We start from the raw sequence: 23,705 nt of genomic DNA, 5'->3' as shown, positions 1-23,705 counted from the left end.
GAACGGTATTTAAAGGGTGTTCGAGACGCTTTCGGGCATACCCAGCAAGGCACGTACCCTCGTCTTACAATCGCTTCTGTAACGCTCCAGCTCCGCGAACTCCGCCTCGAACTCGGCCATCCTTGCCGTATCCGAACCTAATTTATTGAGGGTGATCGCCTCCACCCTGTCAGCGGAATATCTCGCACGTACGAGCCCGGACACGAACCGCTCGTACGTGGCATCCGCGGCCTCTATCAGCGTGCCGCCATCCTCGCACGTGCCGGTATAGGCGTAAGCCACGCGGGGCTCCGGTTCCGGTTCGCCCCCGTGGCCCTCCGGAACGTGGTTCTCCAAGACCTCCTCGTTCAGGTATAGCAGGTAATGGTTGTCATCGTATTTTACGAATGTCTTTCTCTCCGTGTAAATCGCTCTTGTCTCCATATATTTAAATGTTTTTTAGCCGACCCGGAAGGATCGGCCAAGAGCGATCCCTACGGGTCAAGTGAACCTGAAAAATTTCTTACCGAACTTGTTGGTGAGCACCTTTATCACGGTATCCACCGGCAAGTCCTCGTGAGAGAAGTCCGTGAGCGCCTGATCAATCAAGACGGCGGAACCGGTGAAAGCGTAACGCTCCTCGCCTTTCCATCGGAAACGTATGGCGAGGCACTTCTTTGGCGTGCCGTCCTCGTTTCTCTCGATCTTGCTATCCTCAATCTTATAATCGATCAACTCGATCAGCCTGTCCTCCTCGGGGCCTCTCCGGTCCTCCGGTATCCGGGTATCATAAAGTATATCCTCGAATCTCATTTTCCGGTCGGCCGGGAGATCCTCCCACGGACTTTTTTTATTCCTTATCACCTGTCCCAGTCTTTTCCTTGGTGTTTCCATTCCTAATTTATTTAATAGATTACTCGTATCAGCGTGTTGGATGAAGCCTATACGGGAAGAGGCCCTCTTCCTTATCTCCTCGTCCGGCAAACCCTTCTTTCTCAATCTAGCTATCTGGCGGCAGAGAGCCACCTTGTTACGTTTCCGGACACGGACGTGATCCGGGAAATGCACGTATCCCCCCGTATCGACACCGTCCGTCACGTGCCCGATCTTCCATCTCGGGTTAAGACCGATCCTAAGCTCGTTAGCGTAATAAAGACCGATCCACTCGATGACAAGGTGCAAGAATACGGTGTCCTCATGCAGTATCAGGACATCATCGGCGAGACGGTAGCAGAAATCCAGACGGTTCAGATATCCCTTGAACCTGTCCGAGAGATATTGGATCCCTTTGGATAACTCCTCATAATCATGTTCTGTTTTGGCCGTTGCGATACTTTCCTCGATATACCTTTTCGTGTAGTACTCAACCAAAGCAGGGCATTCCCCGACATGGAAGCACCGCTTCAAATCGTGATCGAAAAGATAAAGATAGACAAGCGAGAAGAACTGCGCCAGCTTCGTGCCGGGAAACATACCGGTATCCCCCTCGACGCTGTCAATGATCTCATCAAGCCTTCGCAATAAATGATTATCCTTGATGCGTGTCCTGAGCTGGCTTTTCAGTACCGGGTGATTGACGGTCGGATAGAAGTGGTGGATATCGCACAGGAGATAGTCGGTGGTACGTTCCGGATATTTTCTCAGGACCTTCCGGATCATCCTCATGTAGGCGTGGGGACCGCGTCCTTTCACCCCTCCGTAGGTATACGCGGAGAAGGATCTCGTAAAATAATCCTCCACCTCATTGAGCATCGCCCAATGCTGGACATGATCCGGGAAAGGGAGCATCCCGATAAGACGTTTTTTCGGCTCATGGACGGTCATGAAACGATACGGGGAGGTTACGAACGTCCCGTTTTCAAAAGAGTATAGGAGATCGGAAAGGTTCTTTTCCAAGTCCGCCTCGAACTTTGTTATGGCCTTTTTGCCATGCTTGTTCTTGCTGGCATGATCAAAAGCCTTGTAATAGTTTTCTTTCCGGGCTATATCCCCGGAAAAGTCACCTTTTCTCCTCATGGTGTCCCAAGTGTCTTTTAGTGTCCAGTGTCTGCAATCGCCATCAGGTCATGAGCCGTCGGTTTATCAACCTACCGGGACTATACCCTTAGCCTTGATTTTTTGTCCAGTGACAGGGTCTCTCCTCCACTTCTTCTTACTGAATAAATCAGCGGCGTATCCTAGGGGCGACGACCAGTTCACGTTAGCGTTCGAGACCGCATTGTTACCATTGAGGTACGCTAAGCCAGCATTAGCACCGTTGTTCGCATGACCACGACGGAACGGACAGCGAAGGCCGGAACAGGACGTCAGAGAAGACAACCCGCCCAATCAATAGGCGGCACAAATGTAATATTTAATTTTTCAAGTGCGACCGCCTTACGGCGGGAAAAATAAAACAGGAACGGAAACAACATGTCAAAGAACTAAGATGCGGCACTTACGTGCCTTGGGTGCTCGGGCGCTTCGCACCCTAATGGACACGATGGACACCCGAACACAATGAACGCTAGTACTGCACGGGCACGGGGCTTACGTCCTCTGCAAAATAGCAGAGGGGCGACGACCAGTACACGTTAGCGTACGAGACCGCAATGTCACCACTGAGGCACGCTAAGCCAGCATAAGCACCGCTGCTCGCACGACCACGACGGAACGGACAGCGAAGGCCGGAAATAGCGTTGTCGTTATACCAACCGTCGCAATAATAGGTGCTGGAGCTGCCGGAGGCGACAGTCGGGGCGGAGCATAGATTCTGCATACTGAGCTCAGTGATATATTTCCAGCCACTGGGATCGTTCTTAGGAACCTTCGCAGCCTTTATCAGACCCTCGATCGAGTTTATGTTGAAAGCCGAGTAAAGGGACGGGGCGACATAATAATCTCCGCTACCGTCGGACAGCTTGTTTATCAAGGAGCCACGCTCGATCAGACCGATATGGCCGTAGAAGTTCTTCAAGCCGAGGAAACAAGGGACGTGCGCTTGGTGGACGGTACCACCGTCCGAGCCCTTCACGGCGTAGTCGCTCACGCCGACCGAGTCCCCCAACTCGATCCCTACGCTCGTCGGAATAATCGGATAACCACCGTTATGGCTTGACCAAGGATCCCAAGACCATTCCGTAACCCCCTTACCGGTACCGCCCTGATATAGGCCATTGGAGTCCTTTACCGGGTTCAACGCAGACTGACAATCACGGGTACCCATGATAAGGCGGTAAAGATAACCGACGACGCTGTTCGCGACGAACCAGCCGGATTCCCAGCCCTCACCCTTCTTGCGGGCGGCCGTGCCGAAAGCCGCGGCGTTCATGTTCGTGGCAACCATGCCTAGCTGCGTGTTGTGCTTCCCATCCCTCGTCGCGTCGTTGTTCCCGCCACGATAACGGGGATCGTCGCTGACGACGGAGACCAACGTGCCGCTCGTACGATCCATGACGCCGGCTCCCAAGGCCGACGTACCCCCGGCCGGGATATAATAGTTCAAATGACCCTCGATCGGGGTCGGGCTCACGGCCTCGTAATAATAGGTGGAGTCTACCCACCAAGAGTAGTAGTGGGCGTTCCAGCACCACAGGTAATCGCCCATCGTGCCGTCCAAGGCGGCGGGACTGCCGTCGGCGAAACGATGGTGGTTCGTCGGGTCAAGCTTACGCCGGCTACGGTCAACGGACACGAGGTAGCAGCCCAGACCGATCACGGAGGGAAGATCCCGCAGGAAATCGATATTACCGTAGGACTCGCCGACTGGCGTGCCCTGACCACGTTTCCAGCGACGGATAGCGACGTGCTTGTTCACGATCGATACCGCGTCGGCGAAAGGGATCCTCACTGACTCGCCCGTTTCCTTGGACACTCCCTCGATCAAATACTTGGAGGGCTGGTTCGTGTCGGCCAAGGGCAGCTGGTCGATTGTTTTGCCGTTATCGAAGGCCGTGATGATAGCGCGTACCTTCTCCTCCTCTGCTGTTGTTAATGACATGATTCTGTATATTAAAATGTTAGACAATTATACCTTTCGTATCCGGCTACCGGATAAAAATCTCATCACGCTACCGGCCTTGCGGATAACCGGGGCCGTGACCTCGATCTCTATCGTTTGGGCGAGCGAGGTATTCTGCGCCGGGATAACGTGGATCGTGGCCGTGCCGGTCTTACGCACGGTCAAGTTCCCATGTTGGTCCACATACAGGGCATCCCCGGAATAAAACGCTTGCTGAAAGATCACGTTCGGAAGGACATAGGCCGGAAATAAACTCACGGCTATCCTCTGGGCAACCGTATTCCCTAACGTTATCCTCTTGACATATTTCAGCTCCATACGGGTAGGGGCAAGAAGCGCTTGACTCATCAACGATTGCTCGGCCGCTTTCATGGAAGCGATCTGCGCATTGCCCTCGGAAATCATCGCCTCAGCCTCGACAGCGGCAGCCAAAGCCTCATCAGATGCTCGACCGGCCAAATCAGCCTGTTTCCCAGCCTCCAACGCTTTAGCGTTAGCCAAACCCGCAGCAGAGATAGCGTTCCTCGTGGCCTCGATAGCCTTATTCGCCTCCGCAAGGGCGGTCTTGGCCGCTTCCGTTGCCTGCGTACCACGGGCGATACATTTCCACCAAGCCGTATCGGTCAAGGGGTGGTTCTTGTTTCCGTCCTTGACACAGAGGTAGCAGCTATCATCCGTGACGACGAAATCGAAGGTGTTGTACGTACTCGCCGTGGCATAAACGCCCTTATCGACGAACGCCACCTTCCCCAATACTATCTGACTCATTATAATTCCTCCTTCCTTTTTTTGGTCATACGTTCAAATACAGCTCACCGGTCTCTTGGTTGAGCTTGACAAGGTTTGGTGACACCTCGTCCTCGTAGGACATCACCAGCGTCATGTCGGCGGGGTTGATCGTGAAGGTCGGGTACAAGACGCCTCCCTTAGCGAGGATGCCCGTATCGACATACCTGTCCCCATCCAGATCCCATTTCCACCAGTTGCCGTTATCGCCAACCTTCCACGGGTGGTCGGCCAGCTCTTGCGCACGGTCACCCTGTGTCTTGGCGAAGTTACCCTGCGTGTTGGCGTAAGAAGCTTTCTCATTCGCCAATTTCGCCGCATCATTTGCGTTTTTAGTTGCGATCTCGGTATCTTCCTTGATCTTCTCTAGCCCATCGTGGGCGGTATTAGCGTTAGCCGCAGCTTTATTGGCTAGATCAGCCGCGGTATTAGCCTTACCGGTTGCGGTATTGGCGTTCCCTGTCGCAGTGATGGCGTTCGCCGTGGCCGTATTAGCCTTTGACGTGGCCGCCTCGGCGTTCAGCTTAGCGGTGTTGGCGTTGGAGGCCGCCGTATTAGCCGCCTTGGTAGCGGCACGGGCGTTGGAGATCTCCGTGAGCATGTTCTCGTAAGCCGTCTGGATGGTTCCGAGGCTCACCTTCACGCTGGTTTGTATGCCGTCTATGATCTTACAACCGATCGTGTACAGACCGGTAAGGCTGTCAGCCAGCGTGAGTTCTGATATTTTCTTTTTCTTAATCGGCATATATGTTCAAGTCTATGTAATACTCCCCGTCCTCCGTGACCACCAGTTCCCCGGCCTCGGTAGCCAGCAGGTAATCGATACCATCCATCCGGAACACCGTGAACTCCAGCGTGAGGTTGAATGTCACCACCACACGCCCCCGGAGGCTCTCAAGCTTCCAGCCGGACGTCCTCTTGTAGTAGCAGGGGTATTCCTCCACGTTGTAATCCACGTACAGCGAACGCTCGCCCGGCTGGATCAAGGCATCCAACAGAGCGTCGTAACAACTCCAGAATGTCGTCATTGAGCCGGCGATGAGACAGCATTCAAGAGTGACCTCCTTGCTATTATACACCACCTTGCCGGCATCGTAGATCCTACCGTCAACGTCCAGTACCGTACGGGACAGGTTAGTCTTCACGGTCGGGGATCTCATGATCTCGTCCCGGCCCTCCGTCACCATCACGCCGTATCGATCCAAGGGTACGCCGTCCAGCTCGTACTCGGATGGAGGAACATACGCTCTACCCTCCGGGATCACCACGGACAAGGGTCTTACGGGCTGATCCTCGGCGAACCGTAACGTGAAGGCCTCCAACGTGTCCCAATCCTCATACGCCGGGCTCTGGATGAGTCGCAAGCTCCACTCCCTGCCCAGCGAGGGGATACGGAAGAGGTGATACCCGGACTTCGATAGGTGCTCGACGAGAGCACCGGCGGATCTTCCGTCCACGCTGCGGACGAACGTGATGTTGAGCTCCCGTGGTTTCAAGGTGGGCTTTTCCAAGTCCGGCTCTATGCCGTCCTCGTCCGGCCAGTCGTTCCTAGCCGGTTCCACCAGCTCGGGGAACGGGAGAAGGCCGTCGTAACCTCCCTCCGTGATCCATACGCCGAAATCGGTGTAGGCGTCCTTGCCGTCTATGTATAACTCACCCCTCATAAGATCACCACGGTATTATCCTTGTTTATCTCAACCTCTCCCCCGATATTCACCAGCAGGATCACGGCGTAATCGCTCGCCACAACCCTAGCCTTGCCGCCGTGCATGAGGATCACCTTGTGAACACGCTCGTTATCGTCTATCGTTATCACCGCATCCGTATCACCTATCACGGCAATATTGCCGGGATTGGTTACGTACACGTGGCCGGAGTCAACGTACACCCCGTAGGGCATCACGTGACCGGCCATGCCACGGAACATGTCTAACGACGGGAAATCATTCTCCGCACAAAACTCACGCCCCTGCGGGCTGAAGAACAGCCACACGAGGCTTCTCCAGTCCGTCACCCCGTTAGAACCACTGCATGCCCCGAGCGAGAGGGCCGATTTGATTATGTCGTTAACCGTCTCCATCATTATCTTGATCTCATTAATATACCCTTGTCGTTAATAGTCTTTATACCGGAGGCCGCCGACTTGGTATTCGCCTCTATCTTCTCGGATAGGGCCTCTATACGTCCGGAGATCTCCGCTACCTTGGCCGTGTTCTCCGACACCTTCCCGGACAGGTCCTTGATCGCCTCCACGTTCTTCCAGCCCCTTGTCTGGAGGTCGTAGATGAAGCGCATCTGGTCGGCTATACCCGTCACTTGCACCAACGTCCTATCTAAAAATATAAGTTGGGTCGACATCTTACCGTCTATAACATCCGCGGAGTCCTGGGAGATGGAACCAACACCTTTGGACGAGGCCGTACGCCCGTCGTCCTCCTCTACCGCGTTACCGGTATTGAAATATTTGTCGGCCCAACCAAACTTACGGTCGAGGTCGTCGGCCAGCTCCTGCGCCTTCCGATCCAGATAATCCTGTTCCCAGTCGCTGATATAATCGTCGGACCAGAACTCGAGCAGCTTCTCCCGGATCTCTTTCATGGGATCGGATGCGGCGGCCTTGATCGACTCCGTGACCATGTTCCTTATCATCTTCCTCACGAGATCCTTGGCCGATCGCGCCTTGTCCTCCCCGGCGGCCCACGCGTCGGCGTAAGCGTTGGCGAAATCGTCGATCGCCGATTTTATGTCACTACCGAAAATGGCGTCCTTGCCGGCCTCCTTATTATCCGCTATGGTGTTATTGATCTCGTCTATCTGGTCCCGCCACTCCTTGATGCGGTCATTGTCGGTTTTCTTCTTGTCCTCCTCCTCCTTGATTTGGTTTTGGATAAGCACTTTTTGCTGTTCCAATAGCTTATTCTGCTGGTCGATAAGCTTGGAGGCATCCTTGGAATAGGCTTTCTCGATGGACCTGCCCAGCTTATCGTACGACTTGTCCAACGTGTCGATCTGATCCTGCAAACGCTGGATACGACTCTCGTTCTTCTTGTCATGGATCTTGGCGATAGAGGAGGCAAGGGATGTGACCACCCCGATAGCGGCACCGGCAGACGCACCGATCGGCCCGAACATCGCACCGGCTTTCGCCCCGTCCATGGCGGAATTGACCGCGTCCATGGCCACATTCAAGCCTTCGGCTATCTCACCGAACGCACCACCGAACGAATCCCCGAGTTTCGAGAAAGTATCAGAGAGGAATTGCCCGGACCGCATGATTTCGCCAAGCCCTTCCTCTATATCGTCAATTGCCTGTCGCAGCTTTTTCGTATCGTTACCAGCCTCAAATACGCCTTTCAGACCTTTGGCGACCTTCTCGTATGCCGGGCGCAACTTGTCCGCGGCTTCCTTGTTCTCCTTGAGCGCGTCCGAGATATCTTTTAGTTTATCGGGTGATTTACTCCACAGTTCAAACGTCTCTTTCGTGATACCGAAATCCTTGCCCTTGCTCTCATCCCAGACACCGCTTTTCAAGAACTCCAAGGCTTCACGCCCCTTCCGGTTGATGGCCTCCAACTCGGAGAGGGTCTTGTCTTTCATGTCACCGAACAACCAACTGATAGCGGAAGTCGTCTTGCTCGCCTCTATGTCGAGATCAGACAGTTCCCTTTTCATGGCCTCGGAAAGGGACTTACGCTCGCCTTCCGTCGTAGCCTTGGCTATCTTCTCGTTATAAAGAGCCGTGATAGCATCTCTCTTATCAAGATAAGAACCGTATTCTTTCAGATACTCGTTCATGGCACGTTTCTCTTCCTCCAGTTGTTCCTTATTCACATTAGAGGTCGATCGCTCCCGTTTGACGTATGAGTTCACCAAGGCTGTACGAATCTCCACGGTCTGTTCCTTAGTCAGTTTGCCGCCTTGAGCGTCTTTCCACTCTTTTTCCTTGGTAAGTATGGCGGCGATCTCATTGTCATAGTCTAGGTTTATCTGGGCGATCTTCTTTGCGGAGCCTTCTTTCATCAGATCGATCTCGGATTGCTGGTTCTGCCGGCGGAGGGATAGGAGTTCGTCTTGAAGCTTTTTTCGCTTTTCTAGTTCCTTTTTATCAATAGGTGTAGCTATTTTCGCCTTTTCCTCCTCTTGTTGGCTACTAGCTAACGCCTCCGCCTTCGTACGAGCCTTCAATCCTTGTACGACTATCTCAACCGCTTTATCATGCTCAATCTTCAACTGCTCGTTCCGTTTTCGTAAACGACGTAACTCAAATGCCTCCGAAAAGCTGGTATCAATCCAACTTTTCTTGTCTAGCTGGGAGATTCGATGGTTATTTTTTGCAATTTCATCCTCTATGGAGTTTACGGTAGCACGCTGTTGGGCCATGGTTCGCTCATCTATCGATTTAGAAAGCATCTTATTAGCCTCCGTCATATCCATCAACATGAACTTTTGCAAGGATAGATTTTTCAGTTCATCCGGATAGAGGGCTTGTAATTTCTCGTATGCCTCCACTTTCTGTAACATGGACTTGTTATCGTCGCGCAAAGCATTCAATAGTTCATCCGTTTGAGATCTCATGCCTTCTATCCAGTCCTTCATCTCTGCGACCCTCTTGTTATGGGAATCCAACGCCTTCTCTGATGCCGTCGCCTGTGTCGCGAGCTTGAAGATCGCATACCCAAGGGCCGTAACACCCGCCACGGCCAAGACATACGGATTCGCAAGGGCAGCTTTTCCGGCGGCCAACATTGCGACAGCCTGTTTTTTCAAAGCACCTGTAAGCAGCGCGGTTGCGGTCGTATGCTGAATCGTCGCCAGTCTGCTCAAAGCTGATGTCTTGATATAAGATCGTTGCGCCACTTGAACCAACAAAATAGCTGTTTTATAAGAAAGAAACGCTCCCGCCGCATTTTTCACCAATGCCTCAACCCTCGATATCGTCCCCTCGATATCATTGTTCTCAAAAGCCTCATTAAACGCCTTGGCGATATCTGACACCTCTTTCAATATCCTCTCTCCCATTGGGCGCAAATAAGCCTGTACATTATTCGCCAACAACGTGAGCTGATTATCGGCGGCGTCAGCCATCTTCTCAAACGCAGCCTCTGTCGCACCCAAGGAGCCCTGCAACTCTCCCAAATCATTTGCTGCCGCCTTTGCATTCTTTCCAGTCAAAGCCAGTGTAGCGGCCAGGCCTTCATCCGTGCCAAGCATTTCCTTCATCTTGGAAGCGGAACCACCAGCCTTCTCATAAATCAATTGTAATGCCTCTTGGAAAGTACGACCTTGGAAAGCGGCGTCTCCAAGTTCTCCGGCGGTTCCTTGGATAGCGGCACGGATCTGTGTCATAGCCTGCGCCGTCGGCGTTCCTTGCTTGGTCAATGAAGCGACAGCACCCAACACTTGGTCGATACTAATCCCATACGCAGCCGCAATAGGAGCAACTTGGGCTATGGAGGCTCCCAATTCGCCAAATGTAGTCTTACCCAACCGGACGGTTGTAAAAAGCTGGTCCGAGACCGTACCGGCTTCCTCCGCAGACATCTTATAAGCATTCAGGATCGTTGTAATAGCATCAGCTGCCGTCTCGGTTTCCGTAAGCCCTCCCACGGCAGCTTTAGCCGAAACTTCTAGGATCTTCATGCCATCCGCCCCGTCATGTCCGGCGGAAACAATGCTATATAACGCCTTGGCGGCCTCCGGAGCCTTGATCGGTATCTCTTGGGTTATGGACATGACCTGATTCATGAAACCGGTCATATCATCCGTTACTTGAGTGGAAATGGTCGCCACTTCCAGCATGTTCTTGCGAAATTCCTTCTCAAACTCATACGAGCTCTTGGCCGCTTGCGCAAACGCCGTCGCCGCACTGATACCGATACCGCCAAATATATCAAAAGAGGTGATATCGCTTGCCAGAGTCTTGATAATTCCCATAGCCTCGCGTTTTCCTTCGTACAAGCCGGAGTTGTCGATCCCGGTAGCCATGTACAGACTGCCCTCTCTATTTCTGATTCCCATAATGCGTTTATGGTAAAATATAGGATAGCCTTTCATGTGAGACTGTCAACCGTTAAAAATTCACTTATAAGTTATCTTTTTCGACATTTTCTTTTGCCTTGTCGCTTTTTCTTCGTTCTTTTGTAAAAAGAAAAAAATTCATCGTGGAACTTGAGATTGTCAAAATAAAGCAACTGTCAGGAAAGAAGACTCAAATATATTCTGTCATTCTCAATCAAGAGGATCAGAGCGTTTTTGAACAATTTCTTCAGAACAACTATTCTGAATACCCAACCGAAATAGAAGATATCGTATCTAAATTGAAAATTATGGCTACAAAAACTGGGGCAGCCGAACATTTTTTCAAGCTAAACGAAGGGAAACCCGGTGATGGTGTCTGCGCCCTATTTGATAGTCCTGATAAAAAATTAAGAATCTATTGTATTCGATTTGCTAACGTTGCTATCATTGTTGGAGGTGGAGGATATAAGCCCAAAAACATTAGAGCTTATCAAGAAAGTCCCGCCTTAAAAAAAGAAGCTGAAATGGTGATTCAAATATCCAAAATCATATCAAAAGCTATTAAAAACAAAGATATACATCTCAACGATAATGGATTTTTCTTAGGTAATTTAAAATTGAAGGAGGAATAAATATGAATAACACATCTATTTTAGACACTGTACTTAGCAATATAGATAAGAAAAGAGCCAAGAACATGGAAAGACGTATGATGCTTGCTGTAAAAATTGCAGAAGGTATCAAAAGGAAAGGTCTATCCCAAAAGGAATTTGCCGAGAAAATGTGTAAACGTCCCTCTGAGATATCCAAATGGTTAAGAGGAGACCACAACTTTACAACCAGCACTCTTTTTGATATTGAAGATGTTTTGAATATCCATCTTATAGATATCAACGAATATTCTCATGCAGCTTGTCCGGCCTCGATATAATAAAAAAATGAATGGAACACCCCCTGTGGGAGTAACAATGATTAATGCACGCGGTATCCTCCTTTTCGTAGGAGGGAAGGAATATTATCTATCGTATGACAGATACCCTTGGTTCAGAAATGCAAAAGTATCGGATGTATTGGACGTGACCATGCCGGACGAGGATTCGTTGCGTTGGGACGCAATTGATGTGGATCTTGAGATTGACAGCATAATCCATCCGGAGCGTTACCCAATTACTTTTCGCTAGAAGACACCGCTCTGGTTATCGAGCAGACACTCTGAAGATCTTGACACATTTACAGAGAACAAAAACCGACCAGCCTCACGGTTCGTCGGTTTTTTTACAACCAAAATCACTATGACAAACGTTCTCTACGCAAAGTAATATATATCATACCGGGCTCATTCTTCGAACCCTTTTCTTTTTTCCCGTATCGAAATCGATTACCTCGACCCACTCGCCATGATTATCCCCGGATTCATCATCGTCCATGAGCAGTGATTTGTTCCGGTCGTTCACCAAGTAACCATGTTCCCGTAGCATGGACATGACAAGCGCCAGATCGCTGTCCAATGTCCGCTCATGCGTATACCCGAACGCCTCGTTACATAGTACAAGGAACATGAAGCTACTTTGCGTCACCGGCTCCGACCTACCCAAGTCTCGTTGTTTTCTTGAAGGGCTATTATCTCCTCTTCGCTTAACGGGCTCACAGCTTCCAAAGCTATGATAGTACGAGAAAAAGGGTTACAACCCAGACGAAAGAGAATAGCGTTCAAAAGGATATACAGGTCTTCCCATGTACAATTATCCTTCAGTACCTCCCGGAACCAAGCGGGCATGTCCCCTTTCTTGTTATGGATACCCAAACATACGATCTCAAAGATCAACTCGTCATATTTCGCCATCAACTCCGACAGTACACTATCAAACGTAACATCCTTATGAGCCACGATAGCATCCTTGTCCGCCTTGTCAATCCGCAAGAGTAACGGCCGTATCCTAAACCCGGTCCTTACCGTGATCGGGGTGATAACGATACTATCACCAACGTTCTTACCCGCCGGGATCGTCTCCGGCTTGAACTCGAAAGGAATCACGACTGACCGACTTGTCACCACGTCGCTCTCAATCTGTAGTGCTCGCTTTACGCTCATGATTTTCCTCTAAAATATAAGAGCCCCGGCAAAAACCGAGGCTCTAGACAACCTAAACAAAAAACATCATTCCGTGTCTTCCGATACGGCCTTCACCGCCCTGCTATACGGGGACGCTTGTTTGCCAGCCGCAGATACCGGTGTCATGATCGTGGCCTTTACCAATAAGAGATCGCAATTCTCCTTATCCGGGGCTTGGCTGATCTTCCCGAACACAGAGCACTTGACAAAGACATATTCCGTGAACTTACCTTGGTACGGTAGGCTCTGTAGCCTGATCGTCTTCAATATCGAGGGCGTAGACAAGGGAGCCTCCCATTTATCACCGGAAACGGTTCCCCCGCAAAACATTTTCATCTCGTCGCTCGTGGGAGAAGGGATAGTGAACTCTATACTGGAAGGATCTCCTTTCCGACTCACCACCGCCCAAGGATCCTCATGTCCCATGGACGTAAAACTAAGCTCCTTGGCGTCCGAGAAATTGAACGTCACCGTATCCACGTCAACGCATTGGGTGAACTCGGTACCGGCCACGCCATCCCCGGGTTCCGCAACTCCTAAATACGCCACATCCAGCGCTAAACTTCTTTCCATATCACTAATCTAATTCTGTTATAACCTCTAATCTAATATTCGTACAATCGAAGCCATCCTTGGCCTCGCCCATAGGCTCAGACCAGACGATCCGAGATTTCCAATACATCCCCAACGGCGGCTTGATATCCCGCAACACGAACCTCACGCCTCGTACGGTCTCTATCATCAACTGTCGATCCGATACGCCTTTCGAGGGTCTCTTGACGAAGATATTGATATTTATCGATCCCTTGTTGACATAATCTTTCCCATTCAAGGCCAGAGAGCGGATCGTGATATGATTTCTTTTCTCGCCATCGCCGGATTGATCCTTATACAGGATAAAGCTCGTACTCGCCGGCTCAACCGCATTATATACGATATCCACTATATCAAACTGATCTGCCATGTTCAATATCCTTTCTCAGCGAGTTTATCAAATAACGTTCGACTCTGTTTCTTGATCCAATCCTCGGCATGTTCCGTGGCGACAGAGATAACATCCAGATTTTCGATTGCTTCCACATACTTGGCATAAGGCATAGCGGCTACACCAATCAATACCCAGCCCCTTTTATAAAGAGGGATCAGCTCGGAAACCAAACGTTTCGCTTCCCTGATACCGGTCTGTTTATCCGTTCCTTCCGTGGATTGCTCATAGTTCTCGGTCAATATATCGCCATCCTTAACGATCACATAACCGATTGAGCTACGGAGGTTACCGGTATGATCCTGATAGTTCCCTTTTTTTCGAGCGATCTTCACGAACTCTTCCCCGGCACGTTGCAATAACTTGTATATCCGCTCTTCCGCCCGATCCACATAGTAATCGAACCAACGCCCTACTTCCCTATCACTCCACATTGGAATCAAAACACCTTTCCTTGCCATAAACTACACATAGATTACAGAGTGAGTCTGAAACGGTTCCCAGCTAATGATATCCACATCGAGAGCGATACTGTCAATCCGGATATGCTTCGCGTTTTCCACAGGACGGGCTTTGGTCGAAAACTCACCATGCACGATGAACTCTCTTCCATCGACGTTCCACTTCAACTGCTGTCCACTATTGGACGGGTAGTATTGCCCAGTGACCTCTATTTCCGTCAGTTTACCGGCAACCCATTCCCCTTTGACCAATTGACAGGATTGAATCGTCACTATCGCAGTATGTGAATATCGCTTTACCATCTGTTTCTCGCCCTTCCTTTGGGTACCTCGATCTTATTGCCTATCAATTCCGCTTTCTCAGGTTCTCCTCCCTCCCGGTATAGTCGTTTCGCCGTAGCGTCATACCATGCACGGGGATACGTGATAGAGAGCTTGTTTTCCGTGAAGTCCGGCAGACCGCCGACCATGGAATAAAGGTCGGCGGCCACCAGCTTTTGTTTTCGGATATCGATCGTCTTACTATCTTCTGTACCTTCAAAACCGCGTCCCGGCAAAACGACGTTATCCAAAAAATCTTCACAGTCAGCCAGACCGGGATAAGCGAGTATCGTATCTCGAATCGTCTTAGCCATAATTGTTATTCTCCGTTTTCAGTATCCTGAATCGTTTGATCCTCCGGTTCGACGGTTTCACCCAAGAATGTCGCCGGGATATCATCCGTACCCTCGGTATCCTCGGAAGCGTTCCAATCCTTCCCATCCACTTTCATGATGAACATGGCATCCGGATCATTCACGACAGGAATAGCGTTCGCTTCCGCTTTCGTCCATTCCTTGAACGGTTCCAGCTCAGACCATTTGGTTACCAAGATCCAATCCTGCTTAACCATGAGAGCGATTTTCTGCAAGGTAGCGGAAGACTCGGCGGCGATCGGCCCATGCTGAATGTCACCCACCTTCAAATCCTCCAAGAAGCATACACGCTTACGCTCCCAAGGATTGATCGTCTTACGACGATGGGCACTATCCTCGATACGGACAGCCGGGTTCACGGTAATGATCTTCACCGGGATCTCCTGCTCGGCCAGATACTCGTTGATGAGATTCTTTGTCACCAATATCTTGGAGGACGAATTAACCCATGCCTTTAACGTGTCGAACGTGGATTTCTGTTTCTTTAGCAAAGAGAAATCAGCCACATGCATTACAACGTAACGGATCGTCACCCCTTCGGCAGAAGCGGCCACAACCGTATCCTCAATATCCTGCAATCCATTGGCCGTTGTAGCGTTACTCCAGTCCGTAGTAGATTTATGCTGGTTCTTCTTCGGCATACCGCAACCGACAAACTCAGCCGTAACGACACCGCCATTGTTCTTTGCCGACAAATGGAAACCCGCACGGCTCATGAGCTGCATACACCACCATTCGAAACGGGCACGAACGGAGTTATACACGAAATCCTGATCCTTGAAAGCCAGATTCAACAATGCCAACTGGTCCGCGTCACCTTGCGCATCACGTTCCAATTGCTTATACTCGTTGTAATCGCTCTCGTTCATGCCACGCTTGACGGCTGTCTTCGGGATATCGCCGGACAGCTTGCTGATCACCTCACGGGTCTTCTGCGGTGCGGAAGCGTCGAAAGAGATCACGTCTGCCATTACCGGAGCGCCTTTCTCACCGGTCAGAGTCTCCCACTTCAACGAGGTCTTTCTTTTCACCCCGAAGAAGTTCGGGAAGACAACCGGTTTCACATGACGGGTATTCAAACGGGCCGCCATGTTCTTTTTATTCACTTGCTTAATTAAACTTCTTTCCATATATCTGATTTTAATGGATTACACAAAACGGATAAACGACATTAATACCTTCAAGTCCTTATCTACCGGGAACGGCATACAGGATTCGTTTACCGTACCTCTTACCAATAACCCGGACTGCTGGTTGGCTACAGTCAAGTCGACTTTATTCATCGTGACAACCAATTCGCCATCATAAGGCAACTTGGCGGCTTTCGCAGCCTGTTTGTCTTTAGCCTGAACCAATACCTGACCTTTTGCGGCAGCACCGATAGTCGCTTCCAACGTGATCGTATCAAACTCCGCATTACTCTTATCAATAGCCGTGATCTTATCGGACGCGCCTGTCAAAGCTCCACCAATCGTCACGAAGTCACCCACACCAAACAGATGATTCTTGGTTACCTTATACGCTATCGCATCGGCAGCGGCCGCTTCTGAAACCAACGCTGTTTTCAACACATGATACAATCCCGTTTCCGGATCTTTCACCACGATCACGATCGGAGGCAGTTCGTCCAACGACTTGCCATTGAACAAAGCGTTCCGCAAATTCCGGCGGTCAATCGTCCCACCGCCGATCACATCCTCAATAATCTTTTCAATTCCGGGAGGATACTGGAATTCTCTTTCTCTTTTTCTGTACATAACGTTACACTTTTCTTGGATTATTCAATACCCAGGTTCACCACACCGGGATTATTTGCGCTCTTGTCGGCATCCTGATCCATCAGCTTCGCCCAATCCGCCTCGGAACGCTCCGGAAGATTCACGGAACCGGGAGCGTAATCACCACGGGCCACGGCATCATCGATCGCCTTTTGCTGGATTCCGGTAAACTCTTCGGAAAGCGCCTTGATTTGATCCTCGATAGAGGTTTCCGAAGCCAAGTCCACACGTCCCAGCCAGTTATCCGGAAGACCAGCATCTTTCAACTGCTTACGGACTGTTTCTTTCTTAGCCTCGTTTGCCGAGTTGGTAATGGAATCGCCCACCTTCTTAGCCATATCATCGACGCTCTTCCTCATACTTTCCAGATAAGCTTTCAGTTCCGGGCTAAGATCCTTCAACAGCTCTTCTTCCGTTTTCTTGTTCTTATCCGGATCTTCTACCGGTTTACCATCCTTCAACCCATGCTTGGCTTCATAAGCGGCGACAGCGGCCGTTTCAGCCGTAGTCTTAGCTTCATTCTCCGCTTCTTGGATTGCCGGAAGAATATTATCCTTGAACAGGTCCACGAAAGCCTCCATCCCCTCGGCTTTCTCAATCTTGAACGTCTTTTGAATACGTTCCGCATACTTCTCCGGCACGCCTTTTGTCTTACATGCCGCTTTGATTAAATCTAAAATTGTCATAAGAGTTTTCTGTTTAAAATATAAGGGAGAGAAAGAAAATTCCGGGTATAAAAAAAGCCCACCGGACAACCGGCAGGCTTCATTTCAATTATTCCTATAAGAATCTATCTTGTCAAATCATGTGATTGGATCTAAGCCATTGTTTGCCAGAAGGCGTAAGGCAATAGATCAAAAATGCGGCACAAGGTATGCCTATCACGGCGAATCCAATTATAGCTCCCATTACTTATCCTCCTTTTTCTTATTCGTTAATACCAATCCTGCTATTAAGGCTAAAATAGAAGACGTAAAGCCTAGGCCATAAATCAGCCACTTATTATCTTCCATATCCTTGAATAAAGACGCTACCACTACACCTGTAAAGATATATTTCGAGACATCAATCAAATAGTTTCCTAATTTCTCTTTCCACATAACGCAAAAATAGCACAACAAGATGAAAAAGCAAAGGTATTTCTATTTTTTCTTGTGGGATTCAGAATTAGTGCTCATCTTTGTGGTGCGTTACATACATCGAGGTAGATATGCTACCAAATTTAATTACTACGGATATTTTATATTCGTAGGTTTAGCATATATAACGGTTTCATACCCCCGTGTGAAGGTTTAATGACCCCACTGCCTCGATGGTGTAACGCAACGGGAAAGGTGAAACCGTTTTTATTTTCTATCAAAACAAACATTCTAAAAAAGATATGCGTAATCCATCGAAGAATTGTTTGTCGGGAAATAATAGTACCCAACAACCAACGGCCCAACCCTCCGAAATGGGTAAATACTCCACTCCAGAACTACAAGCCGCATTCAATACTGGTCGAGAAATTGGAAGAACCGAAGGAATGCTATACTACATCAAGCACGCTTCCGAAAATATGCAAAAGGAAGCTGAGAAGCTAAGTGCAAAATTACAAATGCAAAGAGCGAAAGTATAGAAGGTGTCATCAACTGCCACAGGAAAAAGTTTTTCTGATTTATATATTATCTCAGAAAGACGTTACGTGGCAGTTACGTCAGTAGGAAATTTAGAGGGCATCGGGTGTATTCTGTAAACTGCCACTTTACTACAGAATCCCCGTTGCCCTCATTTTCTTTAATGAAGCAACCATTCAGCGAACTCCTCATGCTCCATCATAATCGGCGTAGCTATACAAATACAAAACGGGTGCCATCCTGTAAACTTGAAATCCTTCGGATATTGGCCAGCCTTGGCGTCACACACGGGACACGGACCGTGATTCGTCGGCGAACGTTCCACTTCTATACCGGTCACGAAGTCCATATTCTGCCAACGTTCATAATCGGCAGTTCGAAAAGCCTCGTTTGTTTTCGTTGCTGCTAGTCGAAGGGCGTTTTTATAAGATGAACGATAAATACCCTGCCCCGGATGATAATCTTTCATCGGCTGGGATGGGACCAATTTGCCATTCGCGTCCCTTACACGGCGGAAACGACGGTTGGGTTCGTTTAGTAATTGCCGTATATCTTGGCTGATCAACGCAGCCGGACGGCCGGAAGACAAACCCGAAGAAAGATAATACTCCAGATTATCCATAGCTCCGTCCGTTATATCCCAGACACGGGAGGATATGGTTTTACCAAATTCATCCTTACGTTTCAACAGGGTATTCAGCGCATCTGCACTTCTGGAAAACATCTTATCCTTCAACGTACTGGATATGGCCATATCCTTGATATAACCTGTTACCAGTTCATCCGCTTTCCTATTGCCTAAATTCCATACATCGGTAACTGTATTGGATATATTGCTTACGAGCTGCGTATGCAGGTCATCCAACAGACGTTCGATTTGCTTCTCTATGGTAGCGTTGCCTATCCATACACGGTCACCGCCATGATCCGACCATTTAGCCAGAAGAGGTCCTACCCTACGGACAAACTCGTCAAACGAATACTTTATGCTACCTTGTTGCCGGAACAGACATTGCAGGAATTGTCGCTCATGAAATGATAGTTCTTTCATTCTCCATATCCCATTGTTAAGCCGATCATATTATTGCGTTGCGCTGCTGTATCTTCCTCTTCCTCCATCAGCTTCATTTCTTCGTCCAAGTCTTCTGTTAGCGGAGAATGAGCCGTAACCGTGCGCTGAGCGTTAATCGGTTTGCCTCCATTGGCAACAGAGAGTGTTTGCAAGGTTTCAGCCAAATCTTCCGGCAAAATGGAACCAAATTCCACATCGATCAGGTTGTTCACCAATTGAGGACGGTACTTGATGTTGGTAATATTGCATATCCCAGCCAACACGACCGACACGCAACGCTGAACCACCGGACCGAATGTTTCCATGTTCTCACTCGCCTTGATAGTTGCATCCATCAGCATGAATTTACGAGCGACACCGGACAGGTTGCCAATGCCTTTCAAGTTATCAAAAGAAAGATCCGGCGTAGATGTACCAGCAAATTGTTCGTTTTTCGTTTCTTCCAATTCTTTATCTACAGATGGCTGGGAGCCAGTCCATGTCAAATAATCGGCATCGCCATGATATTCCTTGCCGGATACTTCATCGACCTTAATGGGGAAATTAAGGTCTTTCCCGGTTGTTTCCTTAGAAGGTAAATCGGAATCGCCATACGTTTTCAAGATTGGTTCCGCAAAGTAGTCGTTAGTGTCGGCCATACGGGATAAACGCATTTCCCGCGCATCCATGATACCGGCAACCTCGTCCCATTCCGGTTGGAAAACATCTGCATACACGACCGGAATCTTTCCGAATAGATTGGGAACCTCTTTTATTACCCAGCCACCCATCTCATCGGTAGCTATTATAATCTTATCGGCTGTCCAGATAGTACAACTATTCCGGAGCATGCCGTTAGAATTTATCTGGTAACGATGAATAAAAGCATCCAAATCGTCGTTATCATCAAAATGAGGATAAAACTCAGAAAAGGTATTTGCATTACGAGGAACAGAAAGCGTCTTAACCTTCAATTCCGTAATCAATTTGCCGTCTAATCCTTTGGAAGTATACGGATAGAATACAAGAGCAGCCTTACTTTCAGAAAGCACCTTACGGGCGAACGACTTCAAGACGGATTGCATTTTCAATCGGCGTTCCCATACACGTTTGAACTCTTGGAAACCATCGTTCTGATCTGTTCCCGTAATCGTCATTTGCCCGCCAAACAAGAAGGCGACAGAGGTACGCACCTCCTTTTTCGGGAAGTTGGTAACGATACGTGCCACATCGACAATCTTGTCTTCCAACCGTAACGGTTCCCCATTCTTATCCTTCAATGTCTCCGAATAGACTGCCAGCCGTTTCGGTTCACGCCAGCCGACAGAGGTTTTACGCCGACGGCGCTCACCGTGATATTCTCTGTAATATTCCCTTGGTTCCCGGTATTCTATCGTATCGACACATAGCGTACTAACTACCTGCCCAAAATCTTCATTTGCAAGGATGTCGTTTATACTTGGCATATACTTTTTTAATAAAATATATGCCAAATAATTATTTACTTAATATAGTGGGCAACTTTCTATTTTTAGAGTATCAATATTCATTCTCATCTCTTTTATCTCACAATAAGGATGAACTTCTTTTAAATTTCTCACAAAATCTTCTTTATTAAAGTCTTTGTTTTTTTCAATTCGACAACCTAAATAAATTTCTTTTATAGCATCAAAACAATATATATCTCGTTTAGGGGGATTAAATGCAATCATCCTATATTCATGTTCATACTCCCAAGCTCTTGATTTCGTAGTCAACATTTTCACTATATACTCATCATAATGAGACCCATTGTTAGAAAATTCAACTTCTGGTCTTTTATCCTGAAGACAAACAGGTAGTATTTTATACCCCGATATTTCCTCTAACTTTTTAGCATCAAATCCAATACATACCCCTTTATGAGAATCAGCATAATGAGCCCACAATAAATCATTATTACAATCAGAAGATGCACAAAAGACACCGTATTTTTTTAAATCCTCTTTTATCTTGGGAGTAAAAAATTCCCGAATATAAGATGTTACAGACTCACTTTGCCAATCAATATCATTAAAATCTGGCATATCTTTTAAGCATGGATACAAATTCAGTACTTTTTCTTTAGTGATACCCTTATATTGCGGAACAATTTGTCCTTCAAATGGATCATTCAAGCTTTCAAAAGCTGATAGATAAATTTGACCATCAAATAATAGTCTTTTAGTAAATTCATTCAACGAACTATTTTTTCCATACAAAACTCTGTATTTATATAATATATCTCCACTCATGTCTCTTTTATTATTTTCACAAAAATAGTATTTATCTAGCTCTTGCAACCTGTCTAGTCCTATTATTTTGACACAACCCGATAAACTCTACATTCTCCGCAAGTATCGTCATACCGTCAGGTGCATCGTCATGCTTGTTGCCTCCCTCTTTCTTATAGCTGGTCAATGCTTTCATAAACCGGTCGTAATCCGAACCTTTCTTATACTCGCCTTCTGCCAAGAAATAACAATGCTTCTTGATCCAACCAGACTTCAACAAGATACGTGTATCCTTATTGGCTGTTGTCGGTTTCGCCTGAATGATACATTTTTCATTCTTTGCCTTTACTGCCTTACGGACATTGAGGGCGAACAAACGACCACCGTTGTTACTCTCGATACGCATATTGTCGCAACGGGTATCAAGGATCAAGGAAACCAGCTTCGGTTCGGTAATCTCTACATTATCCTTCGTAAACAAAACATCGGTAATGAAATACTTCGTACCGAATACCTTGGCAATCGGCGCACAGAAATCATCGTCTCCCTCATCGGCCACATCGGTAGCTCCAATAACACCGTCCGGTTGCTTGCCCTCAATATCAGCCAATTTAAATCGGTTAAGCTCCGATTTCGGGAACAACAACCCGATTGCCTCGATTGGATCTTGCATATACTCGGCACACCAAATGGAATCATCCGTTTCCTCACGCAATTCGTGATAATACTCTGTCGTATGTACCTCCTCACAAAAAGAACAGTCGTTCTCATCCAAGGCGGCGACACGAATGATCTCGTCATACTTTCCCATCTCCTCCATACGGCCGAGCACGTCAGTGGCAGACCAGCGGGTACCGATATCGATCGAACAACAGTTCCCCTCTATACGGGAATCGTGCGTTCCCTGCTTCCACGACCAGACCTTTTCATTGTTGGTATCAGACAGCGCATCTTCCAAACTCTTATACAAGTCGTCCGTCATGGCGAGCATGGACGCACCGAAACCGATTACCGTACCGCCTACACCAGCCCCGAAGTAACTTACCTGCCGGGCAGCTTCCAAGCTCCAGCCATGCACGTTCTGTTTATCACCACGCAATTGTATATCTGGGAAGATTTCCTTAAACCGGGAAGAACGGACGATGTCGCGCGTGTCATAAGACAGCTTGTTATACAGCGTATCGGAACAGCAGTTGCGCATGACCGACTCTTCCGGGAAGTGGCCAAGCATCCACGAAATGAACAAGGATGATATATAAGACTTCCCGGCACGTGGCGGCATGGAGACGGCCAGCCGGCGGATCACACCCGACAGATACGATTCGTACACCCGGGTGAAAGCATCTGCCACCTTCTTTAAGAACAGACGCTTAGCAAAGAACTTAGGGTCATGATATAAACAATAGGCCCAGAAATCATTCCGAGCCTCCCGTTTGCGCAATATGGTCGCCGCCTTTGCCTGCCTAATCAATATTTCTCTCTTACTCTTTTTCGCCACGGATAATTGCTGCTAGTTCTTCATCCGACATCGATTCCAATTCATCCCCCAGCTTAACAAGGTTCTCGACCTCTTTCTTATCACGCCACTTAGCCGGCTGCCGGTTCTTCAACCAAAAAATAGCGGCTGTCGTATCCGGAGGATAATGCTCGATATACTCTACTTTATCCGTAATCCGGCCCTCATTGGTAGCGAACTTCGTAGCCTTGGCATCGTAGCCAATCGCACGGCTGTAAAGTCTCGAAGCGACATTCGCATCCGCCACAGCCTTTCCCTTTTTTAAGGACTCAAGAAATTGAGGAAACTTCTTTTTCCAGCTGTTCAACGTTTGTTCTGAGACAGAGAAGAACTCAGCGATCTCTTTATCCGTTGCACCTAACAGACAAAGTTTTAGAGCCTGTTCCGCATACTCTTCTCTATATCCAGATTTACGCCCCCTACTTTTCTTTTTTACTTCATTCTTCTCTGTCATA

28 protein-coding genes are annotated in these 23,705 nt (G+C 48.4%); 3 read left to right on the top strand and 25 right to left on the bottom strand.

Annotated elements, in window-relative coordinates:
- Positions 1-9 precede the first annotated feature (9 nt).
- From DW205_RS00915 to DW205_RS00880, 9 genes are all read right to left on the bottom strand, one after another.
- A complete protein-coding gene (locus DW205_RS00915) occupies positions 10-423 on the bottom strand; it encodes a hypothetical protein (protein ID WP_121963019.1) in 414 nt (137 codons plus the stop codon).
- 57 nt (positions 424-480) lie between these two features.
- A complete protein-coding gene (locus tag DW205_RS00910; RefSeq protein ID WP_121963018.1) occupies positions 481-1,995 on the bottom strand; it encodes a hypothetical protein in 1,515 nt (504 codons plus the stop codon).
- Positions 1,996-2,061: 66 nt separating this feature from the next.
- A complete protein-coding gene (locus tag DW205_RS22025; RefSeq protein WP_128617008.1) occupies positions 2,062-2,298 on the bottom strand; it encodes a hypothetical protein in 237 nt (78 codons plus the stop codon).
- A gap of 187 nt (positions 2,299-2,485) precedes the next feature.
- A complete protein-coding gene (locus DW205_RS00905) occupies positions 2,486-3,958 on the bottom strand; it encodes a hypothetical protein (RefSeq protein ID WP_121963017.1) in 1,473 nt (490 codons plus the stop codon).
- 27 nt (positions 3,959-3,985) lie between these two features.
- A complete protein-coding gene (locus DW205_RS00900) occupies positions 3,986-4,747 on the bottom strand; it encodes a hypothetical protein (protein WP_121963016.1) in 762 nt (253 codons plus the stop codon).
- Between the two features lie 25 nt (positions 4,748-4,772).
- Positions 4,773-5,510: a hypothetical protein gene (locus DW205_RS00895; RefSeq protein ID WP_057316546.1), complete on the bottom strand. Its 738-nt coding sequence runs from the start codon at positions 5,508-5,510 to the stop codon at positions 4,773-4,775.
- Positions 5,500-6,429: a hypothetical protein gene (locus tag DW205_RS00890; RefSeq protein WP_121963015.1), complete on the bottom strand. Its 930-nt coding sequence runs from the start codon at positions 6,427-6,429 to the stop codon at positions 5,500-5,502. Before DW205_RS00890 ends, DW205_RS00895 begins: the two co-directional genes overlap by 11 nt.
- On the bottom strand, positions 6,426-6,848 hold the full coding sequence (locus DW205_RS00885) for a hypothetical protein (RefSeq protein ID WP_022192583.1): 423 nt from the start codon (positions 6,846-6,848) through the stop codon (positions 6,426-6,428). Before DW205_RS00885 ends, DW205_RS00890 begins: the two co-directional genes overlap by 4 nt.
- The gene (locus DW205_RS00880; RefSeq protein ID WP_121963044.1) at positions 6,848-10,783 is read right to left on the bottom strand and encodes a phage tail tape measure protein; all 3,936 of its coding nucleotides are present in this window, start codon (positions 10,781-10,783) and stop codon (positions 6,848-6,850) included. Before DW205_RS00880 ends, DW205_RS00885 begins: the two co-directional genes overlap by 1 nt.
- A 143-nt stretch (positions 10,784-10,926) precedes the next feature.
- Between DW205_RS00880 and DW205_RS00875 the strand changes: the two genes are divergently transcribed.
- The 3 genes from DW205_RS00875 to DW205_RS00865 are packed head-to-tail and all read left to right on the top strand — an operon-like array spanning position 10,927 to position 11,964.
- Complete coding sequence (locus DW205_RS00875) at positions 10,927-11,415, top strand: hypothetical protein (protein ID WP_121963014.1); 489 nt, start codon at positions 10,927-10,929, stop codon at positions 11,413-11,415.
- A gap of 2 nt (positions 11,416-11,417) precedes the next feature.
- Complete coding sequence (locus DW205_RS00870) at positions 11,418-11,714, top strand: helix-turn-helix transcriptional regulator (RefSeq protein WP_121963013.1); 297 nt, start codon at positions 11,418-11,420, stop codon at positions 11,712-11,714.
- A 7-nt stretch (positions 11,715-11,721) separates the two neighbouring features.
- Positions 11,722-11,964, top strand: coding sequence for a DUF2442 domain-containing protein (locus tag DW205_RS00865; RefSeq protein ID WP_121963012.1), 243 nt, complete (start codon positions 11,722-11,724; stop codon positions 11,962-11,964).
- 144 nt (positions 11,965-12,108) lie between these two features.
- On the opposite strand, the gene DW205_RS00860 is transcribed toward DW205_RS00865, so the two are convergent.
- From DW205_RS00860 to DW205_RS00780, 16 genes are all read right to left on the bottom strand, one after another.
- Complete coding sequence (locus DW205_RS00860) at positions 12,109-12,378, bottom strand: hypothetical protein (protein WP_121963011.1); 270 nt, start codon at positions 12,376-12,378, stop codon at positions 12,109-12,111.
- The gene (locus tag DW205_RS00855) at positions 12,357-12,875 is read right to left on the bottom strand and encodes a hypothetical protein (RefSeq protein WP_057316556.1); all 519 of its coding nucleotides are present in this window, start codon (positions 12,873-12,875) and stop codon (positions 12,357-12,359) included. Before DW205_RS00855 ends, DW205_RS00860 begins: the two co-directional genes overlap by 22 nt.
- 66 nt (positions 12,876-12,941) lie before the next feature.
- Positions 12,942-13,469, bottom strand: a complete 528-nt coding sequence (locus DW205_RS00850; protein ID WP_057316558.1) for a hypothetical protein — start codon at positions 13,467-13,469, stop codon at positions 12,942-12,944.
- Positions 13,470-13,473: 4 nt separating this feature from the next.
- A complete protein-coding gene (locus DW205_RS00845; RefSeq protein ID WP_121963010.1) occupies positions 13,474-13,860 on the bottom strand; it encodes a hypothetical protein in 387 nt (128 codons plus the stop codon).
- A 2-nt stretch (positions 13,861-13,862) separates the two neighbouring features.
- Positions 13,863-14,342 (bottom strand): HK97 gp10 family phage protein, encoded by a 480-nt coding sequence (locus DW205_RS00840; RefSeq protein ID WP_121963009.1) that lies wholly within the window; start codon positions 14,340-14,342, stop codon positions 13,863-13,865.
- Between the two features lie 3 nt (positions 14,343-14,345).
- Positions 14,346-14,645 carry a hypothetical protein gene (locus DW205_RS00835; protein ID WP_121963008.1) on the bottom strand — a complete coding sequence of 100 codons (300 nt, stop codon included), beginning with the start codon at positions 14,643-14,645 and terminating at the stop codon, positions 14,346-14,348.
- The gene (locus DW205_RS00830; RefSeq protein WP_121963007.1) at positions 14,639-14,977 is read right to left on the bottom strand and encodes a hypothetical protein; all 339 of its coding nucleotides are present in this window, start codon (positions 14,975-14,977) and stop codon (positions 14,639-14,641) included. Before DW205_RS00830 ends, DW205_RS00835 begins: the two co-directional genes overlap by 7 nt.
- A gap of 5 nt (positions 14,978-14,982) precedes the next feature.
- On the bottom strand, positions 14,983-16,167 hold the full coding sequence (locus DW205_RS00825; protein ID WP_121963006.1) for a major capsid protein: 1,185 nt from the start codon (positions 16,165-16,167) through the stop codon (positions 14,983-14,985).
- An 18-nt stretch (positions 16,168-16,185) separates the two neighbouring features.
- Complete coding sequence (locus DW205_RS00820; RefSeq protein ID WP_121963005.1) at positions 16,186-16,794, bottom strand: hypothetical protein; 609 nt, start codon at positions 16,792-16,794, stop codon at positions 16,186-16,188.
- Positions 16,795-16,814: 20 nt separating this feature from the next.
- Entirely contained in the window at positions 16,815-17,501 is a 687-nt protein-coding gene (locus DW205_RS00815; RefSeq protein WP_008780358.1) for a hypothetical protein, read from the bottom strand.
- Between the two features lie 222 nt (positions 17,502-17,723).
- The gene (locus tag DW205_RS00810) at positions 17,724-17,915 is read right to left on the bottom strand and encodes a DUF6722 family protein (RefSeq protein ID WP_008780357.1); all 192 of its coding nucleotides are present in this window, start codon (positions 17,913-17,915) and stop codon (positions 17,724-17,726) included.
- A gap of 676 nt (positions 17,916-18,591) precedes the next feature.
- Complete coding sequence (locus DW205_RS00800) at positions 18,592-19,482, bottom strand: hypothetical protein (RefSeq protein ID WP_233523134.1); 891 nt, start codon at positions 19,480-19,482, stop codon at positions 18,592-18,594.
- Entirely contained in the window at positions 19,479-20,948 is a 1,470-nt protein-coding gene (locus DW205_RS00795; protein ID WP_121963003.1) for a phage portal protein, read from the bottom strand. Before DW205_RS00795 ends, DW205_RS00800 begins: the two co-directional genes overlap by 4 nt.
- A 39-nt stretch (positions 20,949-20,987) precedes the next feature.
- On the bottom strand, positions 20,988-21,755 hold the full coding sequence (locus DW205_RS00790) for a DUF2971 domain-containing protein (RefSeq protein ID WP_147326762.1): 768 nt from the start codon (positions 21,753-21,755) through the stop codon (positions 20,988-20,990).
- Between the two features lie 31 nt (positions 21,756-21,786).
- On the bottom strand, positions 21,787-23,232 hold the full coding sequence (terL, locus tag DW205_RS00785) for a phage terminase large subunit (RefSeq protein WP_121963001.1): 1,446 nt from the start codon (positions 23,230-23,232) through the stop codon (positions 21,787-21,789).
- The gene (locus tag DW205_RS00780; protein ID WP_121963000.1) at positions 23,216-23,704 is read right to left on the bottom strand and encodes a helix-turn-helix domain-containing protein; all 489 of its coding nucleotides are present in this window, start codon (positions 23,702-23,704) and stop codon (positions 23,216-23,218) included. Before DW205_RS00780 ends, terL begins: the two co-directional genes overlap by 17 nt.
- Between the last annotated feature and the right edge of the window lies 1 nt (position 23,705).

The sequence above is a fragment of the Parabacteroides sp. AM17-47 genome, from assembly GCF_003434625.1.
Taxonomy (GTDB): domain Bacteria; phylum Bacteroidota; class Bacteroidia; order Bacteroidales; family Tannerellaceae; genus Parabacteroides; species Parabacteroides distasonis.
The sequence above is the reverse complement of the archived record's forward strand: the minus strand, read 5'-3'. Positions and strand labels throughout refer to the sequence as shown.

Coding starts and splice junctions, on each gene's coding strand:
- DW205_RS00835 (WP_121963008.1), bottom strand. CDS start 14,645: ATGGTAAAGCGATATTCACATACTGCGATAGTGACGATTCAATCCTGT.
- DW205_RS00855 (WP_057316556.1), bottom strand. CDS start 12,875: ATGAGCGTAAAGCGAGCACTACAGATTGAGAGCGACGTGGTGACAAGT.
- DW205_RS00895 (WP_057316546.1), bottom strand. CDS start 5,510: ATGCCGATTAAGAAAAAGAAAATATCAGAACTCACGCTGGCTGACAGC.
- DW205_RS00900 (WP_121963016.1), bottom strand. CDS start 4,747: ATGAGTCAGATAGTATTGGGGAAGGTGGCGTTCGTCGATAAGGGCGTT.
- DW205_RS00880 (WP_121963044.1), bottom strand. CDS start 10,783: ATGGGAATCAGAAATAGAGAGGGCAGTCTGTACATGGCTACCGGGATC.
- DW205_RS00815 (WP_008780358.1), bottom strand. CDS start 17,501: ATGACAATTTTAGATTTAATCAAAGCGGCATGTAAGACAAAAGGCGTG.
- DW205_RS00825 (WP_121963006.1), bottom strand. CDS start 16,167: ATGGAAAGAAGTTTAATTAAGCAAGTGAATAAAAAGAACATGGCGGCC.
- DW205_RS00845 (WP_121963010.1), bottom strand. CDS start 13,860: ATGGCAGATCAGTTTGATATAGTGGATATCGTATATAATGCGGTTGAG.
- DW205_RS00905 (WP_121963017.1), bottom strand. CDS start 3,958: ATGTCATTAACAACAGCAGAGGAGGAGAAGGTACGCGCTATCATCACG.
- DW205_RS00870 (WP_121963013.1), top strand. CDS start 11,418: ATGAATAACACATCTATTTTAGACACTGTACTTAGCAATATAGATAAG.
- DW205_RS00820 (WP_121963005.1), bottom strand. CDS start 16,794: ATGTACAGAAAAAGAGAAAGAGAATTCCAGTATCCTCCCGGAATTGAA.
- DW205_RS00810 (WP_008780357.1), bottom strand. CDS start 17,915: ATGTGGAAAGAGAAATTAGGAAACTATTTGATTGATGTCTCGAAATAT.
- DW205_RS00795 (WP_121963003.1), bottom strand. CDS start 20,948: ATGCCAAGTATAAACGACATCCTTGCAAATGAAGATTTTGGGCAGGTA.
- DW205_RS00840 (WP_121963009.1), bottom strand. CDS start 14,342: ATGGCAAGGAAAGGTGTTTTGATTCCAATGTGGAGTGATAGGGAAGTA.
- DW205_RS00790 (WP_147326762.1), bottom strand. CDS start 21,755: ATGAGTGGAGATATATTATATAAATACAGAGTTTTGTATGGAAAAAAT.
- DW205_RS00800 (WP_233523134.1), bottom strand. CDS start 19,482: ATGAAAGAACTATCATTTCATGAGCGACAATTCCTGCAATGTCTGTTC.
- DW205_RS00830 (WP_121963007.1), bottom strand. CDS start 14,977: ATGGCTAAGACGATTCGAGATACGATACTCGCTTATCCCGGTCTGGCT.
- DW205_RS00915 (WP_121963019.1), bottom strand. CDS start 423: ATGGAGACAAGAGCGATTTACACGGAGAGAAAGACATTCGTAAAATAC.
- DW205_RS00780 (WP_121963000.1), bottom strand. CDS start 23,704: ATGACAGAGAAGAATGAAGTAAAAAAGAAAAGTAGGGGGCGTAAATCT.
- DW205_RS00890 (WP_121963015.1), bottom strand. CDS start 6,429: ATGAGGGGTGAGTTATACATAGACGGCAAGGACGCCTACACCGATTTC.
- DW205_RS00885 (WP_022192583.1), bottom strand. CDS start 6,848: ATGATGGAGACGGTTAACGACATAATCAAATCGGCCCTCTCGCTCGGG.
- DW205_RS00865 (WP_121963012.1), top strand. CDS start 11,722: ATGAATGGAACACCCCCTGTGGGAGTAACAATGATTAATGCACGCGGT.
- DW205_RS00850 (WP_057316558.1), bottom strand. CDS start 13,469: ATGGAAAGAAGTTTAGCGCTGGATGTGGCGTATTTAGGAGTTGCGGAA.
- DW205_RS00910 (WP_121963018.1), bottom strand. CDS start 1,995: ATGAGGAGAAAAGGTGACTTTTCCGGGGATATAGCCCGGAAAGAAAAC.